Genomic DNA, 14,074 nt, shown 5'->3' with positions numbered 1-14,074 from the left:
TTTAACCCCCCGCCACCACCGGAAAGATCTGCACCGTATCGCTGTCTTTGAGGGGCGTGTCCAGGCCGGAGAGGAATTCCACCCGGCGGCCGTTGACCATCACGATGACTCGCTCCCCCAGCTCGTCCCCGGCGGGGGAGAAGAACTCGGCCCGGAATTTTGACCCAAAGCGCCCGCACAGCTCCTCCCCCAGCGCCCGCACCGTGGGGGCGGGGGGACAGGTGAGCTCCTTGGTCCCGGCAAAGTCCTTCTCCCGCAGGTAGGCGAAAAATTTCACCGTCATGGGCTTATTTCAGATGTAGCTCGGCCAGCTTCTCCGCCGTGGGGATGCCCTCGGCGTCCCAGCCACGGGCGGCGTAGTACTCGGCCAGCATGGTGTAGAGGTCGTTGACCTTGCCCTCGGCCGGGCCGCTGGGCAGCTTCTCCCGCAGCAGACGCGGGGGCAGGGTGTCCTTCTCCACCCCGGCGGCGATGTTGAACTGCTTCTCCAGGTTCCAGATCCGCTCGCCCTTCAGGAGGATCTCCTCGTCGCTCTCGTCGCTGCCCACCGCCTCCCGGTACTGGGCGGCCACTTCGGGAAGGCCGATGCCGAAGGTGGTAAAGAGGCAGATGCCGGTGGCGTCCACCAGGGCGGTGAGGTCCTGGAAGGTTTTCAGGAGGCTTGCCTTGCCCTCGGTGACCAGGGGATCGGTTTTCACGGGGATACCCAGCACCTCGGGGGAGATCATGTAGCCCCGGACGTGGCAGCCGCCCCGGTTGGAGGTGGCGTACTCCAGGCCGATGCCCTGGATGGCACGGCCGTCGTAGGCGGGCATCTCCTGCTTTTTCACCGACATGGACAGTTCGGGGTGACCGTACTTCTCCGCCATGCGGTAGGAGCCCAGGCCCATCACCTTGCCGAAGCCCTCGCCCTTGCAGGTCATCTCCACGGCCTTCACCATGGCGGCCGCATCGCCGAAGCGCAGGGGGAAGCCGATGTCCTCCTCGGGGATGGCGCCCATCTCATAGAGCTCCATGGCGCAGGCCACGGTGGCGCCCATGGTGATGGGGTCGATGCCGTACTGGTTGCACATGAAGTTGGCGTCGCACACGGCGGCCAGATCGCTGACGCCGCAGTCGGCGCCGAAGGACCAGCCGGCCTCATACTCGGGGCCCTCGCCCTTGGACTTGAAGGGGCCGTCCTTGATCTCCACCGCCCGGCCGCAGCCGATGGAGCAGCCGAAGCAGCCCTTGTTGCGCAGCAGGTACTTGGCGGCCAGGGTCTCGCCGGAGATGTCGTCGGCCAGGTCGAACACCGAGCCGTCCCGGCCGTTGTTGAGGGGCAGGCCGCCGGAGGCGTTGACGATGTTCACCAGGATCTGGGTGCCGTAGGCGGACAGGCCCGCGCCGGTGACGGGGTGGGCCTTCAGGGTGGCCCGGGCGTCCATACAGGCCTTGAAGAAGGCCTCGGGGCGGGCCACGGTCACCGAGCCGGTGCCCCGGACGGCAATGGCCTTGAGCTTCTTGGAGCCCATCACCGCGCCGATGCCGCCGCGGCCGGCGGCCCGGTGCTTGTCGTTCATGATACCGGCGAAGAGACAGCCGTTCTCGCCGGTGGGGGCGATGCAGGCGATGCGGAACTCGTCGCCCAGCTCCTCCCGGAGGGCGTCGGTGGTGTCATACACGTCCTTGCCCCACAGGTGGGAGGCGTCCCGCAGCTCCACCACGCCGTCGTTGATGTAGAGATAGACCGGCTTCTCGGACACGTCCTCGAAGATGATGCCGTCGTATCCGGCGTACTTCAGCTCCGGGCCGAAGTGGCCGCCGGAGTTGGCCGCGCCGATGGTGCCGGTGAGGGGGGCCTTGGCCACCGCGTTGTACCGCCCGGAGGAGGTGGCGCAGGTGCCGGTGAGGGGGCCGGTCATGAAAATGAGCTTGTTGTCCGGGCCCAGGGGGTCGCACTTGGGGTCGCACTCATCGCAGTAGTACTTGGTGCCCAGGCCCCGGGCGCCCACGTACTCGTCGGCGTTCTTGCGGTTCAGGGGCTCCTTCACGATGGAGCCCTTTTTCAGGTTCACCCGCAGGATGGTCCCAACATATCCGTTTCCCATGGCTCAACCCTCCGTTCCCATGGCCGCCACGATCTTGTCGGCGGTCAGCTTCTTCCGCACGTCCCGGGCGTCCGGGTCCTCAAAGGCCAGGGCCCCGCCGGGGCAGTATTTCACACACTTGGGGTCTCCGCCGCACAGGTCGCACTTGAATACCTTCTTCACGATGGTGGAGTAGGACATGTTGCCCAGGGGGCAGGCGCTGCGGCACATCTTGCAGCCGATGCACTTGTCGTAGTTGATGACACAGGCCCCGTTCTCATCCCGGTGGATGGCCTTCACGGGGCAGACCTTCATACAGCTGGCGTCCTCACACTGCTGGCAGACCACCGGCACGGCCAGGGTGGCCGCCTCGTACTCCAGCACGGTGATGTTGGCCAGGCGGGGGTTGAACTGCTCATAGTGCCCGAACGAGCACACCAGCTCGCAGGTGCGGCAGCCGATGCACTTCTCCGGCTTGACGACCAATTGCCTCATAGCTTGCCTCAAATCCCGCGCTGCGGGACTCGAGTGCCACCTCCTTTTTGTTATACTGGCTATTTTCTATTTTCAGTTTAATAAAAACGCCCGGCACTGTAAAGGAGACCCGCCGGTTTCCATATTGCTTTTCTATATAAAAGGCCTTATAATGGAAAAAACAGGGGGCGTATATTTGGCGAAAAAGCCCAAGGAATCCCCGGAGGCGCCGGGCCCCATCCCCTGTTTTCCCGCTGGGGCGGAGCTCTCCGGCGGACAGTCGATATAGCCATAGGTTATAAGCAGGAGGCCGCTATGAACATCCCCCAGATCCGCTATTTCGTCACCGCCGCCCAGCTGCAGAACCTCTCCAAGGCGGCCGACTCCCTCCATCTGAGCCAGCCCTCCCTGTCCAAGAGCATCTCCAAGCTGGAGGAGGAGCTGGGCACGCCCCTCTTCGAGCGGCGGGGGAAGCGAGTGGTCCTCAACGAGGCGGGGGAGCGCTTCCTCACCAGCGCCCGGGCCATGCTGCGCACATTAGACGACACCCTGCTGGACCTGAGCGAGCTCTCCGCCGGGGACGCGGCGCGGCTGACCGTGGGCCTCTTCGAGTCGGACCACCTGCTCTCCGACTGTCTGGTGTCCTTCGCCCGGACCTGCCCCCAGGTGAACTACGACCTGCGCTGCGGCATCGAGGGGGAGGAACTGCCCGACATCAACCGCTACGACATGCTCCTCTACCCCGACGAGAACCGCTACCGCAAGTTCCGGGGGGTCTTTCTCCGGGATGAGCCCTATTTTCTGGCGGTGAACGCCGCCCACCCCCTGGCCGACCGCCCGGCGGTGCTGCCCCAGGAGCTGAGCGGAGAGTCCTTCGTCTTTCTCAACCGGGACAAGACCTACATCGAGGAGCCCTACTACCTCTGCACGGGGCTCAACCTTCGCCTGCGGGTGCGCTGTCTCACCGACGACCGGGAGCAGCACCGGCAGCTCATCGCCGCCGGGCTGGCCCTGGGCTTCGTGCCCGAGGGGTGCGCCGGGCGCTACCGGGCCGACCGGCACATCCGGCTGGTGCGCATCTCCAACGCTAAATTCAGCCGCCGGATGATGGTCTGCTTCAAGCGCACCAAGCACCTCACCGCCCTGGGGCGGACCTTCCGCTCCTTCGTGCTGGACTACTTCGCGCTCCCCGACCCGGAGAAACCGGCGAGCGGGAGCACCTGATATTCCTGCTCCAGGGTGTCGCCGGTGAGGAGCTTGCCCCACAGGGTGCTCTCCCGGCCGCACAGGAGCTTCACCGCCTCGGCGGCCTGGAGGGCGGCGCACAGGGCGGGGACGAAGGAGAGGGTGCTCTTGTCCCGGACGGCCTCCCGCCCGGGGGGATAGAGCCCCGCCAGCAGCCCCTCTCCCGGCGGGGCCACCGCCACCTGGATGTACCAGCCCTGGATGGCCCCGTGGACCAGGGGGATGCCCAGCTCCCCGCAGGCCCGCTCCAGCACCCGGCGGCTCGCGCCGCTGTCCAGGGCGTCCAGAGCCAGGTCGTGACCGGCCAGCAGTTCGTGGGCATTTTCCGCTGTAAGGAAGGTGTTCACCGGGCGCACCTCCACGCCAGGGTTCACTTCCCGGGCCCGGGCGGCGGCGGCCTCCGCCTTGGAGGAACCCAGATTCTCCGCCGTGCTCAAAAGCTGGCGGTTTAAGTTGCTCACTTCGAACACGTCCCCGTCCACCGCCGTGATGTGCCCCACCCCCAGGCGGACTAGATGTTCCAGCAGAAAGCCCCCCAGGCCGCCGCACCCGGCCAGAAAGACCCGCTTTTCCCCCAACAGGCGGCACTCGGCCTCGCTGAGTGTCCCCAGATTGCGCTGATACCGCGCCTCCATGGCGCATCCCTCCCATCGGTTTGGTTATCACCATTTTAGCGGAGGGGCTTCCGTCCCACAAGCCCCTCCCCACAGGAGATGAGGAACATGCTCACCGTCAAGACCCCCGACGAGGTGCTGGACCTGATCCAGACCGCCTTCACGACGTTAAACCGCCCGGCCGAGACCGTCCCGCTGGACGCCGCCCTGGGCCGGGTGCTGGCCGCCGACATCCGGGCGGCCGAGTTCGTCCCCGGCTTTGACCGCTCCACGGTGGACGGCTACGCCCTCCGCTCCGCCGACACCTTCGGCTGCTCCGACGCCCTCCCCGCCCTCCTCACCCGGGTGGGCGAGGTGCTCATGGGGGAGGCACCCCCGGGGAGCGTAGGGCCGGGAGAGTGCATGGCCATCCCCACCGGCGGGGCGCTCCCCCCCGGGGCGGATGGTGTGCAGATGGTGGAGTACAGCGAGGACTACGGTGACGGTACCGTCGGCATCCTCAAGAGCGTGGCCCCGGGCAACAACCTCATCTTTAAAGGTGACGATGTGAAGCCGGGGGACCTGGTCCTCCCCGCCGCCCGGCGGCTCCAGCCCCAGGATATCGGGGCCCTGGCCGCCCTGGGGGTGACGGAGGTCCCGGTGCGGCCTCAGGTACGGGTGGGGGTCCTCTCCACCGGAGACGAGATCGTGCCGCCAGAGCAGGTCCCCGGCTCCGGCCAGGTCCGGGATGTGAACGCCCCCCTGGTGGGGGCGGTGCTCACCCAGGCGGGGGCCCGGGTGACCCAGTACGGCATTTTCCCCGATGATGAGCCCACCCTTCGCGCCGGCGTGGCCAAAGCTCTGGTGGAAAACGACCTGGTGGTCCTCTCGGGCGGCAGCTCCGTGGGGGCCAAGGACGCCGCCGTGACGGTGCTCTCCTCCTTCGGGGAGCTCCTGTTCCACGGCATCGCCATGAAGCCGGGCAAACCCACCCTGCTGGCTAAGTCTGGGGAAAAGCCCCTGATGGGTCTCCCCGGCCACCCGGTAGCCGCCCTCTTCTCCACCCATCTCTTCGTCTGTCCCCTGCTGGCCCGATTGGAGGGGAGGACCCTCCGCCGCCGTGCCTTGAAGGCCGTCCTCACCGAGACGGTGGGGGCCAACCACGGCCGGGCCCAGTACAACGGGGTCTTTCTGAGCGAGGAAAACGGGACCCTGCTGGCCCGCCCCGTCCGGGGCAAGTCGGGGCTCATCACCACCCTGGCAGGGGCGGACGGCTACTTCTGTATCCCCCGGGACTGCGAGGGCTTTTCTGCCGGGACCGAGATCTCGGTCATCACCTTTACCGCGGAATAGGAGGAACATCGCCATGGCCTTTACCTATCTCACCAACATGCCCCTGGAGCAGGCGCTAAACCAATACCCCGCCTTCCTGCGCCAGCGGGGCTTTGCTCCCCGGACGGAGACCATCCCGGTCCCCCAGGCCCGGGGGCGGATCACCGCTCAGGCGGTCTACGCCCACATCTGTGCCCCCCACTACCCGGCCTGCGCCATGGACGGCATCGCCGTCACCGCCCGGGACACCTTCGGGGCCAGCGACACCACCCCAGTGCGGTTATCCACCGAAGCCTACACGGTGGTGGATACCGGTGACCCCCTCCCCGACGGGCGGGACGCCGTGGTGATGATCGAGGATGTCGTGTGGGAGGGGGATACCGCCGTCCTCCACGACGCCGCGGCCCCCTGGCAGCACGTCCGCCAGATCGGCGAGGACATCTGCGCCGGAGAGATGATCCTCCCCGGCCACACCGCCATCACCCCCGCCGCCATCGGCTCCATGATCGCCGGGGGCGTGCTGGAAGTAACGGTTTTTGCCCGCCCGGTGGTGGGCATCATCCCCACCGGGGACGAGGTGGTGCCCCCCACCGCCGACCCCAAACCCGGCGACGTGCTGGAATTCAACTCCTCCATCTTCTCCGCCATGCTGGAGGAGTGGGGAGCGGCGCCCCGCACCTTCCCCATCGTGAAGGACGTGAAGGCGGACATCCGCGCCGCCGTGGAGGAGGCCGCCGGGCAGTGCGACATGGTGATCCTCAACGCCGGGTCGTCGGCGGGGCGGGAGGACTACTCCGCCGCCGTCATCCGGGAGGTGGGCGAGGTGTTCTGCCACGGCCTGGCCATCAAGCCCGGCAAGCCCGCCATCCTGGGCTGCAAAGGCAAGGTGCCCATCCTGGGCGTGCCGGGCTATCCCGTTTCGGGCATCCTGGTCATCCAGCAGCTTTTGAAGCCGCTGGTGGAGGAGTTCACCGGCCTCAGACAACCCAAGGCACCCACGGTGGAGGCCACCCTGGCCCGCAGCGTGGTATCCGGCCTCAAGTACCAGGAGTACGTCCGGGTGCGCATGGGCCGGGTGGGAGAGAAGCTGGTGGCCTCTCCCCTGGCCCGCGGGAGCGGCGTGGTGTCCTCCTTCATGAAGGCCGACGGCATTCTGGAGATCCCCCAGGGCACCGAGGGCCACGAGGCGGGCGAAAAAGTCCAGGTCCGGCTCCTCCGCCCCGCGGAGGAACTGGAGCGCACCCTGGTGGTCATCGGCAGCCACGACCCCCTGCTGGATGAGGTGTCCGACCTGATGCACAGCGCCGATCCCACCGTCTTTATGAGCTCCACCCACGTGGGCTCCATGGGGGGGATCATGGCCATCCGCCGGGGCGAGACCCACGCGGCGGGCTGTCACCTCCTGAACGAGGCCGACGGCACCTACAACACCGCCTATCTCGAAAAGTATTTTCCCAACGGCGGGGTGTACCAGGTGGAGTGCGTGGGCCGCACCCAGGGCCTGATGGTGGCCCCCGGCAATCCCCTGGGGCTCCAGGGCTTCCGGGACATCGCCCGGCCGGGCCTGCGGTATGTGAACCGGCAGAAGGGCTCGGGCACCCGCATCCTGGCCGACTACCTGTGCAAGCAGGAACAGGTGGACCCGTCCCAGGTCTACGGCTACGACCGGGAGGAGTTCACCCACACCTCGGTGGCCGCCCAGATCGCCTCGGGCACCGCTGACGCGGGCATGGGCATCTGGTCCGCCGCCCGGCTCTATGGGCTGGACTTCCTGCCGGTATGCGTGGAGCAGTACGACCTTCTCATCCCCGACTACGCCTGGGACACCCCCATGGTCCAGCGCCTTCTGGAGACGCTGGCCTCGCCGGAGTTCCGCGCCCGTCTGGAGGCCCTGGGGGGCTACACCCTGGACCGGCCCGGCCAGGTCCGGCGGCATTTTTAAGGCATGGAGCGCTACGACGTTCTGGTGTTGGGGGGCGGGGTGCTGGGGTGCTTCGCCGCCCGGCACCTCACCCGCTGGGGATTTCACACCGCTCTGCTGGAAGGGCGGGAGGATTTATGCACCGGCACCACCCGGGCCAACACCGCCATTGTCTATACCGGCTGCGACACCCCGCCGGGCACCTTGAAAACCCGGCTCTGTGTGGAAGCCAACCGGACCTTTGACGACCTCTGTGCCCAGCTGGGGGTGCCCTTTGCCCGCCCCGGCTCCCTGATGGTGAGCTGCGGCCCCCGGGCCCAACGAGTGCTGGAGCGCAAGCTCCGACAGGGACAGGAAAACGGCGTGCCGGGGCTGCGCCTCCTCTCCGGGGCGGAGGCCCGGGCCATGGAGCCGGGGCTGACGGAGGAAGTCACCGGGGCCCTCTATGCCCCCGGCACCGGCACCGTGAACCCCTGGGAGCTGGGGCTGGCCGCCGGGGAAAACGCCGCCGCCAACGGCTGTACCATAATTTTGAATGCCCAAGTGACCGCCCTTTTCTCCGACGGGCCGGACTGGGGGGCGGAGACCGCCCGTGGAACCTTCCGGGCCCGGGCGGTGGTGAACTGCTGCGGGCTATACGCCGACCAGGTGCAGGAGCTAGTGGCGGAACCCTCGGTACGCATCTTCCCCGGCAAGGCAGAGTATCTTGTGCTGGACGACACGGTGGACCACGCGCCTCGTCACATTCTCTTCCACGAGCCGGAGGAAAAGGGCAAGGGCCTCACCGTCGTCCCCACCGTGGAGGGGAAACTGCTGCTGGGTCCCTCAGAGGGGCCAGGCGCGGACAAAGACGACTGGTCCACCACCGCCCGGGGCCTGGACTTTCTCCGCACCTGGACCGCCCGGGTGCTCCCCGAGCTGGACCTCTCGCAAACCATCCGCTCCTTCGGGGCCATCCGCCCCAATCCCTTCTATGTCTATCCGGAGGGGGAAACCTGGGTGCGTGAGGAGAAGAGCATCCACAACTTCACCATCCAGAATCCCCGGCCCCGCTTCTGGAGTTTTTTAGGTATCAAGACCCCCGGCCTCACCTGCGCCGACGGTCTGGGCCGCTATGTGGCCGGACTGGTGGCGGAGGAGCTGGGGCGCAAGGAGCCAAATCCCGCCTTTGACCCGGTGCGCACGCCGCCGGTGCGGGTGAAGGAATTGTCCTTTGAGGCCCGGGCCGCCCTCATCCGACAGAATCCCGCCTATGGGAAAATTTTGTGCCGCTGCGGGGAGATCACCGAGGGGGAGGTGCTGGACGCCATCGCCCGGGGCGCCGTCACCCTGGACGGCGTGAAGCGGCGGGCGGGCACCGGCCTGGGCCGGTGTCAGGGCTCAGTGTGCGCCGGGAAGGTGATGGCCCTCCTTTCCCGGGAGTTAAAGGTCCCGGTGGAAAATCTGCGCCGGGACGGCCCGGGGACGAACTGGCTGGGAGGGAACGACCGTGGAACACTGTGACGTGCTGGTGGTGGGGGGCGGCGCGGCCGGGATGGCCGCCGCCTGTGCCGCGGCAAACTGCGGGGCCACCGTGGTCCTGGCCGAGCGGGAGGACGCTTTGGGGGGCGTACTCCCCCAGTGCCTCCACCACGGCTTTGGCCTGGTCCAGTTCGGGGCAGATCTGACCGGCGCGGAGTATGCCCGGCGGGTGGTGGCGGAACTGGCCGATACCCCGGTGCGGATTCTCGCCGGCACCACCGTCCTCTCCGTCCACCCGGACCACTCCGCCCTGCTCTCCGGGGCAAAAACCGGACTCTTTCGCCTGACTTTCCGGCAGCTGGTGCTGGCCTCCGGGTGCCGGGAGACCCCCGTCGGAGCCCTGCCGGTGGTGGGCACCCGCCCGGCGGGGATCTTCACCGCCGGGGAGGCCCAGCGCCTGGTGAACCTGGAGGGCCGCCGGGTGGGGAACACCATCGTCATCCTGGGCGGCGGGGACATCGGGCTGGTGATGGCCCAACAGCTCACCCGCAACGGCTGCCGGGTGGCGGCGGTGGTGGAGCAGCGTGCCTTCTGCGGCGGCCAGCCCCGACACCAGAAGGCCTGTTTTGAGCAGTTGGGCATCCCCCTTCTCCTCCGCGCCACGGTCACCGAGGTCCACGGCCGGGGCCGGGTGTCCGCCGTAACGGTGCGCCACCTGGACACCGGCGCGGAAGAAATTCTGCCCTGTGACACCCTTCTCACCGCCGTGGGGCTTGTCCCGGAGCGGGAGCTCCTACGCCCCCTGGGCACGCCGCTGCCGGGCTGGGTCCACCTGTGTGGCAACTGCGAACACGTCCACCGCATCGTGGACACTGTCACCGCCCAGGGGGAGGCGGCGGGCCACACCGCTGCGCTTCAGATCGGTCAGACTTTCAACGCTCAGTCTGAGCTGTGAGCCGAATATTTTAGAAAAACTGTTTGACACTTCCGTTGGAAAGAGCTACCATAAGCTTGATCCCCTGCCTGATGGCGGGGAACCTTGGAGAACGGAGATGAACGGAAGATGAAAAAGTCCCTTGCCCTGCTGCTGTCCCTGTCCCTGCTGGTCCTGCCCTTGACCGGATGTGGTGGCGGTCAGACCGCCGCGTCCCCTACTCCCTCCGCCCCCTCTGCCCCGTCGGAGACGCCGGAGCAGAGCGAAGCCCCCGCCGTGGACCTCACCATCCTCTATGAGGCCGACGACGACATGATCAATAACTACTCCCTCCTGGCGGTGAATCCCGATGCTCCCTTTGTGGATGCCGACGGCAACGCCGTTTCGGACGTGTATGTGAACACCGAGGGCGCCGCCGCCCTCATCAACTGGATGCTCTCCGAAGAGGGAGAGCAGGCCGCCGCCGACTACGGGTACGCCGACTACGGCGAGTACCTCTTCTACCTGAAGGACGACGCCCCGGTCTCCACCGCTGAGATCCCCCAGGCCACCGAGGAGACCAAGGTCATCCGCATGTCCACCACTACCTCGGTGAACGACTCGGGCCTGCTGGGCTATCTGCTGCCCCTCTTTGAGGAGAAGTACGGCTACACCGTGGAGGTGACCTCCGCCGGCACCGGCAAGGCCATCGCCAACGCCCAGAGCGGCAATGCCGACCTGCTGCTGGTCCACTCCAAGAGCCAGGAGGAGGAGTTTGTGGCCGCCGGGTTCTCCTATGTGCTGCCTGGCTTTGAGAGCGAGCGGCTGACCTACATGTACAACTACTTCGTCCTCTGCGGCCCCTCCGCCGACCCCGCCGGGGTGAAGGACGCCACCTCCGTGAAGGACGCTTTCGCCGCCATCGCCGAGGGCGAGTATCCCTTCGTCTCCCGTGGCGACAAATCGGGCACCCACACCAAGGAGGTCTCCCTCTGGCCGGAGGAACTGGGCATCACCGACGAGGCTGAGTCGGTGGAGGCCTACACCGACTGGTACACCTACTCCAACGCCGGCATGGGGGTGTGCCTCACCATGGCCGAGGAGACGGGGAGCTACATTCTCTCCGACAAGGCCACCTTCCTCACCTTCCAGTCCAACCGGGGCGTGATGGAGTAAGCACAAAAGCCAGCGAGAGCCTGCCGGGAATCATTCGGCAGGCTCTCTTTGAAGAAAGGAGGACGTCCCCATGCAGACCGCGCTCCGGGAGGCGGTGGCCCTCCTGCTGTCAGGGGACCGGCAGCTTGGGATCATCCTGGCTACGACGCTGCGCATGGTGCTGGCCTCGTCCCTGCTGGCTCTGGTCCTGGGCGGGCCCCTGGGCGTGCTGCTGGGCGGCTACTCCGGGCGGTGGAAGGGGGTCCTGGTGGTGCTCAACCGCACCCTGATGGGCCTTCCGCCGGTGGTGGTGGGCCTCATCTGCTACATGCTCTTTTCCGGGGTGGGCCCCCTGCGGCATCTGCGCCTTCTCTACACAGTGCGCGGCATGGTCATCGCCCAGGTGGTCCTTCTCACCCCCCTCATCGCCGGGAGCCTGGAGTCCCATGTGTCCTCGGTGGCACCCGACATCCGGGAGACCGCCCTGGGCCTGGGATTGAGCCGGGGCCGTACCCTGCTGCTCCTGCTGGGAGAGAGCCAGTACCAGCTCCTGTCAGCCTATCTGCTGGGCCTGGGCCGGGCCTTTGCAGAGGTGGGGGCGGTGTCCATGGTGGGGGGCGCCATCGCCTATAAAACCAATGTGATGACTACCGCCATCATGAACTACACCAATATGGGGTCCTTCACCACCGCGCTGGCCCTGGGCATCATCCTGCTGGGGGTGTCTCTGGTGCTCAACGCCGGGGTGGCCCTGCTGCATGGGAGGCTGAAGAGATGAAGCTGCCCGCCCTTTCCAAGACCTACGCCGGGCGGAAGGTGCTGGACCTGCCGGAGCTCACCCTCACCGACGGGGCGGTCCACGCGGTGATCGGGGCCAACGGCTGCGGGAAGTCCACCTTTGCCCGCATCCTGGCCGGGGTCATCCCCGCTGACGCCGGGAAGCTCCCTCCGCTGGGGGCCGGGTACATGCCCCAGCGGAGCTACCCCTTCCACATGAAGGTGCTGCGCAGCCTCCGCCTCACGGGGGCGGGGCGGGAGGCGGCCCGGGCACAGCTGGAGGCCTTCGGTCTAATCCACCTGGAAAAGCAGAGCGCCGGGCGGCTCTCCGGCGGGGAGACCGCCCGCCTGGCCCTGGCCCGGCTGCTGCTGCGGGACTACCCCCTCCTCATTCTGGACGAGCCCACGGCGGCCATGGACGTGACCGCCACCCTCCTGGCCGAGGAGCGCATCCTGGAGTACCGCTCCCGCACCGGCTGCACCGTGGTGCTGGTGACACACTCCCTCACCCAGGCCCGGCGCATGGCGGACGAGGTGCTCTTTCTCCGGGAGGGCCGTCTGGAGGAGCGGGGCAGCGCCCGAGAGGTGCTGTCACACCCCCGCAGCCCGGAGACCCGGGCCTTTCTGGATTTTTACACGCTGTAAAAAAGAGCCGTGGAACGCAGATATGCTGCGCTCCACGGCTCTTTTGTTCCGTTTAGATGAGGTCCACAGCGGCCATCATCACCGCCATCTCCTGGACGGTGACGGTAGCCTGGGGCTGGAGGGTCTCACCGGTGAAGAGACCGGCGGCCACTGCCCACTGCACCGACTCCTTGGCCCAGGCGCTGACCTGGTCCTTGTCGGAGAAGGCGCCCAGGCTCTCCTTGCCGGAGGCATTCTCCAGCTCGAAGGCGGCGGCGTAGCGGGCCAGGATGCAGGCGGCCTGCTCCCGGGTGATCTGGTCGGCGGCGCCCACGGTGCCGTCGCCATAGCCGCTGACCAGGCCCTTGCCCACGGCCCACTCCACATAGGGCATGGCGGGGTCGTCATTGGTCAGGTCGGTGAAGGAGGAGGCGGTATACTTGGACACATTGATGTCCCGGCACTGGCCCATCAAGGTGAGGAGCTGGCCGCGGGTCACTGGCTCAGCGGCGCCCAGTTCGGTCTCGGAGACGGGGGTGAGGAAGCCCTTCTCCACCAGGGCCATCACCGCGCCGGCGGCGTCGGCGGACACGTCGGTGTAGGGGCACTCCACGGCGGGCTGCTCCGGGGTCTCAGTAGGCTGCTCGGGGGTCTCGGTGGGCTCCTCCGGGGTGGTGGCGCCGTCGGCCACGGTGAAGGAGAACACGATGTCCTGGCCCAGGGTCTTGTCGGGGTTGTTGGCCTGGATCCCGGCGCCAAAGACCAGCACGTAGCTGCCCTCCTCCAGGGCGGGGACGGAGAGGGTGATGCCGTCGGCCTTGCTGCCGCTGACATAGGTGGGGGTGCAGAGGGTCTCGCCCTCGTAGCTGGCCTTCACGGCGATGAGGGGCAGGCTCTTCTCCTGGAAGAGCTCGGCGTCGTAGTTGTTCATCCCGGCGGAGAGCTGGAAGGTGAAGGTCAGCTCCTCCCCGGCGGGGAGGGCCCCGTCGATGGTGTTGCGGTAGACGCCTTCGGTGCTCTCCACCGTCACGGCGGCGGGGGTGGTGAGCTTCAGGGTCTGGCCGGCAGTGCCCTGGAAGTCGTAGCCGGAGGCGGAGACCGCCACCGTCAGCGACAGCGTCAGGGCGGCTGCGGACAGCAGGCTCACCAGGGTGGTACGGATGCGTTTCATATTCATTCTACTCCTTTCACTCCCGGGTCTTTGGCCCGTGGGTTGACAAAGATCAGCGGCCCAGCTTCCGGGTCAGGAAGAGCAGGCCGGCCCCCAGGACCACCACCACTCCGATCACCGCAGCCATCACGGGGAGAGGAACGCCGATCTCAGACTCCTCGTCCGGCGCGGCGGTGGGCTCCGGGGATTCCGTGGGCGAGACGGAGGGGGTGGTCGATTCCTCCGGCGCCGCGCTCACCTCCGGGGTGGGGGTAGGTTCCGGCGTAGCAGAGGGCGTGGGCTCTGGCGTGGAGGTGACCTCCGGTTCCGGGGTGGCCATGGCCGCCGCCGGGGTGGGGG

General features: G+C 67.4%; 13 protein-coding genes and 1 pseudogene. 8 read left to right on the top strand and 6 right to left on the bottom strand.

The features are described 5' to 3' along the window. Window position 1: 1 nt before the first annotated feature. Genes B5G43_RS10885 through B5G43_RS10875 form a run of 3 tightly spaced genes read right to left on the bottom strand, consistent with a single transcriptional unit; the run spans window position 2 to window position 2,564 of the window. Window positions 2–283 carry a MoaD/ThiS family protein gene (locus B5G43_RS10885; RefSeq protein ID WP_087261170.1) on the bottom strand — a complete coding sequence of 94 codons (282 nt, stop codon included), beginning with the start codon at window positions 281–283 and terminating at the stop codon, window positions 2–4. 4 nt (window positions 284–287) lie between these two features. After that, window positions 288–2,090, bottom strand: coding sequence for an aldehyde ferredoxin oxidoreductase family protein (locus B5G43_RS10880; protein ID WP_087261168.1), 1,803 nt, complete (start codon window positions 2,088–2,090; stop codon window positions 288–290). A gap of 3 nt (window positions 2,091–2,093) precedes the next feature. Then, the gene (locus tag B5G43_RS10875; RefSeq protein ID WP_087261166.1) at window positions 2,094–2,564 is read right to left on the bottom strand and encodes a 4Fe-4S dicluster domain-containing protein; all 471 of its coding nucleotides are present in this window, start codon (window positions 2,562–2,564) and stop codon (window positions 2,094–2,096) included. Window positions 2,565–2,858: 294 nt separating this feature from the next. Between B5G43_RS10875 and B5G43_RS10870 the strand changes: the two genes are divergently transcribed. Beyond that, entirely contained in the window at window positions 2,859–3,767 is a 909-nt protein-coding gene (locus tag B5G43_RS10870) for a LysR family transcriptional regulator (protein ID WP_087261164.1), read from the top strand. Here the strand turns inward: B5G43_RS10870 and B5G43_RS10865 are convergent. Continuing rightward, window positions 3,719–4,423, bottom strand: a complete 705-nt coding sequence (locus B5G43_RS10865) for a HesA/MoeB/ThiF family protein (protein WP_087261162.1) — start codon at window positions 4,421–4,423, stop codon at window positions 3,719–3,721. The genes B5G43_RS10870 and B5G43_RS10865 overlap by 49 nt on opposite strands. 87 nt (window positions 4,424–4,510) lie before the next feature. Here B5G43_RS10865 and glp point away from each other — a divergent pair, with 87 nt between their 5' ends. From glp to B5G43_RS10830, 7 genes are all read left to right on the top strand, one after another. Next, window positions 4,511–5,734 (top strand): gephyrin-like molybdotransferase Glp, encoded by a 1,224-nt coding sequence (gene glp / locus B5G43_RS10860; RefSeq protein ID WP_242960539.1) that lies wholly within the window; start codon window positions 4,511–4,513, stop codon window positions 5,732–5,734. A 13-nt stretch (window positions 5,735–5,747) separates the two neighbouring features. Beyond that, window positions 5,748–7,655: a molybdopterin biosynthesis protein gene (locus tag B5G43_RS10855; RefSeq protein WP_087261159.1), complete on the top strand. Its 1,908-nt coding sequence runs from the start codon at window positions 5,748–5,750 to the stop codon at window positions 7,653–7,655. Window positions 7,656–7,658: 3 nt separating this feature from the next. Next, a complete protein-coding gene (locus B5G43_RS10850) occupies window positions 7,659–9,137 on the top strand; it encodes an FAD-dependent oxidoreductase (RefSeq protein WP_087261157.1) in 1,479 nt (492 codons plus the stop codon). Beyond that, a complete protein-coding gene (locus B5G43_RS10845; RefSeq protein ID WP_087261155.1) occupies window positions 9,124–10,050 on the top strand; it encodes an FAD/NAD(P)-binding oxidoreductase in 927 nt (308 codons plus the stop codon). The genes B5G43_RS10850 and B5G43_RS10845 overlap by 14 nt, the downstream gene beginning before the upstream one ends. A 108-nt stretch (window positions 10,051–10,158) precedes the next feature. Next, the gene (locus B5G43_RS10840) at window positions 10,159–11,184 is read left to right on the top strand and encodes a substrate-binding domain-containing protein (RefSeq protein WP_087261153.1); all 1,026 of its coding nucleotides are present in this window, start codon (window positions 10,159–10,161) and stop codon (window positions 11,182–11,184) included. A 70-nt stretch (window positions 11,185–11,254) separates the two neighbouring features. Further along, on the top strand, window positions 11,255–11,941 hold the full coding sequence (locus B5G43_RS10835; protein WP_087261151.1) for an ABC transporter permease: 687 nt from the start codon (window positions 11,255–11,257) through the stop codon (window positions 11,939–11,941). After that, entirely contained in the window at window positions 11,938–12,585 is a 648-nt protein-coding gene (locus B5G43_RS10830; protein ID WP_087261149.1) for an ABC transporter ATP-binding protein, read from the top strand. Before B5G43_RS10835 ends, B5G43_RS10830 begins: the two co-directional genes overlap by 4 nt. A gap of 52 nt (window positions 12,586–12,637) precedes the next feature. Here the strand turns inward: B5G43_RS10830 and B5G43_RS10825 are convergent, their stop codons facing one another. Together B5G43_RS10825 and B5G43_RS18025 are read right to left on the bottom strand one after the other, a co-directional pair. Continuing rightward, a complete protein-coding gene (locus tag B5G43_RS10825) occupies window positions 12,638–13,735 on the bottom strand; it encodes an S-layer homology domain-containing protein (RefSeq protein ID WP_158097413.1) in 1,098 nt (365 codons plus the stop codon). 52 nt (window positions 13,736–13,787) lie between these two features. After that, window positions 13,788–14,074, bottom strand: a pseudogene (locus B5G43_RS18025) (hypothetical protein); the annotation flags it as partial.

The sequence above is a fragment of the Flavonifractor sp. An92 genome (genome assembly GCF_002159175.1).
Classification (GTDB): Bacteria; Bacillota; Clostridia; order Oscillospirales; family Oscillospiraceae; genus Pseudoflavonifractor_A.
Note: the sequence above shows the minus strand (reverse complement) of the source record. Positions and strands in the feature narration are given on the sequence as shown.

Coding starts and splice junctions, on each gene's coding strand:
- B5G43_RS10885 (WP_087261170.1), bottom strand. CDS start 283: ATGACGGTGAAATTTTTCGCCTACCTGCGGGAGAAGGACTTTGCCGGG.
- B5G43_RS10865 (WP_087261162.1), bottom strand. CDS start 4,423: ATGGAGGCGCGGTATCAGCGCAATCTGGGGACACTCAGCGAGGCCGAG.
- B5G43_RS10830 (WP_087261149.1), top strand. CDS start 11,938: ATGAAGCTGCCCGCCCTTTCCAAGACCTACGCCGGGCGGAAGGTGCTG.
- B5G43_RS10880 (WP_087261168.1), bottom strand. CDS start 2,090: ATGGGAAACGGATATGTTGGGACCATCCTGCGGGTGAACCTGAAAAAG.
- B5G43_RS10840 (WP_087261153.1), top strand. CDS start 10,159: ATGAAAAAGTCCCTTGCCCTGCTGCTGTCCCTGTCCCTGCTGGTCCTG.
- B5G43_RS10875 (WP_087261166.1), bottom strand. CDS start 2,564: ATGAGGCAATTGGTCGTCAAGCCGGAGAAGTGCATCGGCTGCCGCACC.
- B5G43_RS10870 (WP_087261164.1), top strand. CDS start 2,859: ATGAACATCCCCCAGATCCGCTATTTCGTCACCGCCGCCCAGCTGCAG.
- B5G43_RS10850 (WP_087261157.1), top strand. CDS start 7,659: ATGGAGCGCTACGACGTTCTGGTGTTGGGGGGCGGGGTGCTGGGGTGC.
- B5G43_RS10825 (WP_158097413.1), bottom strand. CDS start 13,735: ATGAAACGCATCCGTACCACCCTGGTGAGCCTGCTGTCCGCAGCCGCC.
- B5G43_RS10855 (WP_087261159.1), top strand. CDS start 5,748: ATGGCCTTTACCTATCTCACCAACATGCCCCTGGAGCAGGCGCTAAAC.
- B5G43_RS10835 (WP_087261151.1), top strand. CDS start 11,255: ATGCAGACCGCGCTCCGGGAGGCGGTGGCCCTCCTGCTGTCAGGGGAC.
- glp (WP_242960539.1), top strand. CDS start 4,511: ATGCTCACCGTCAAGACCCCCGACGAGGTGCTGGACCTGATCCAGACC.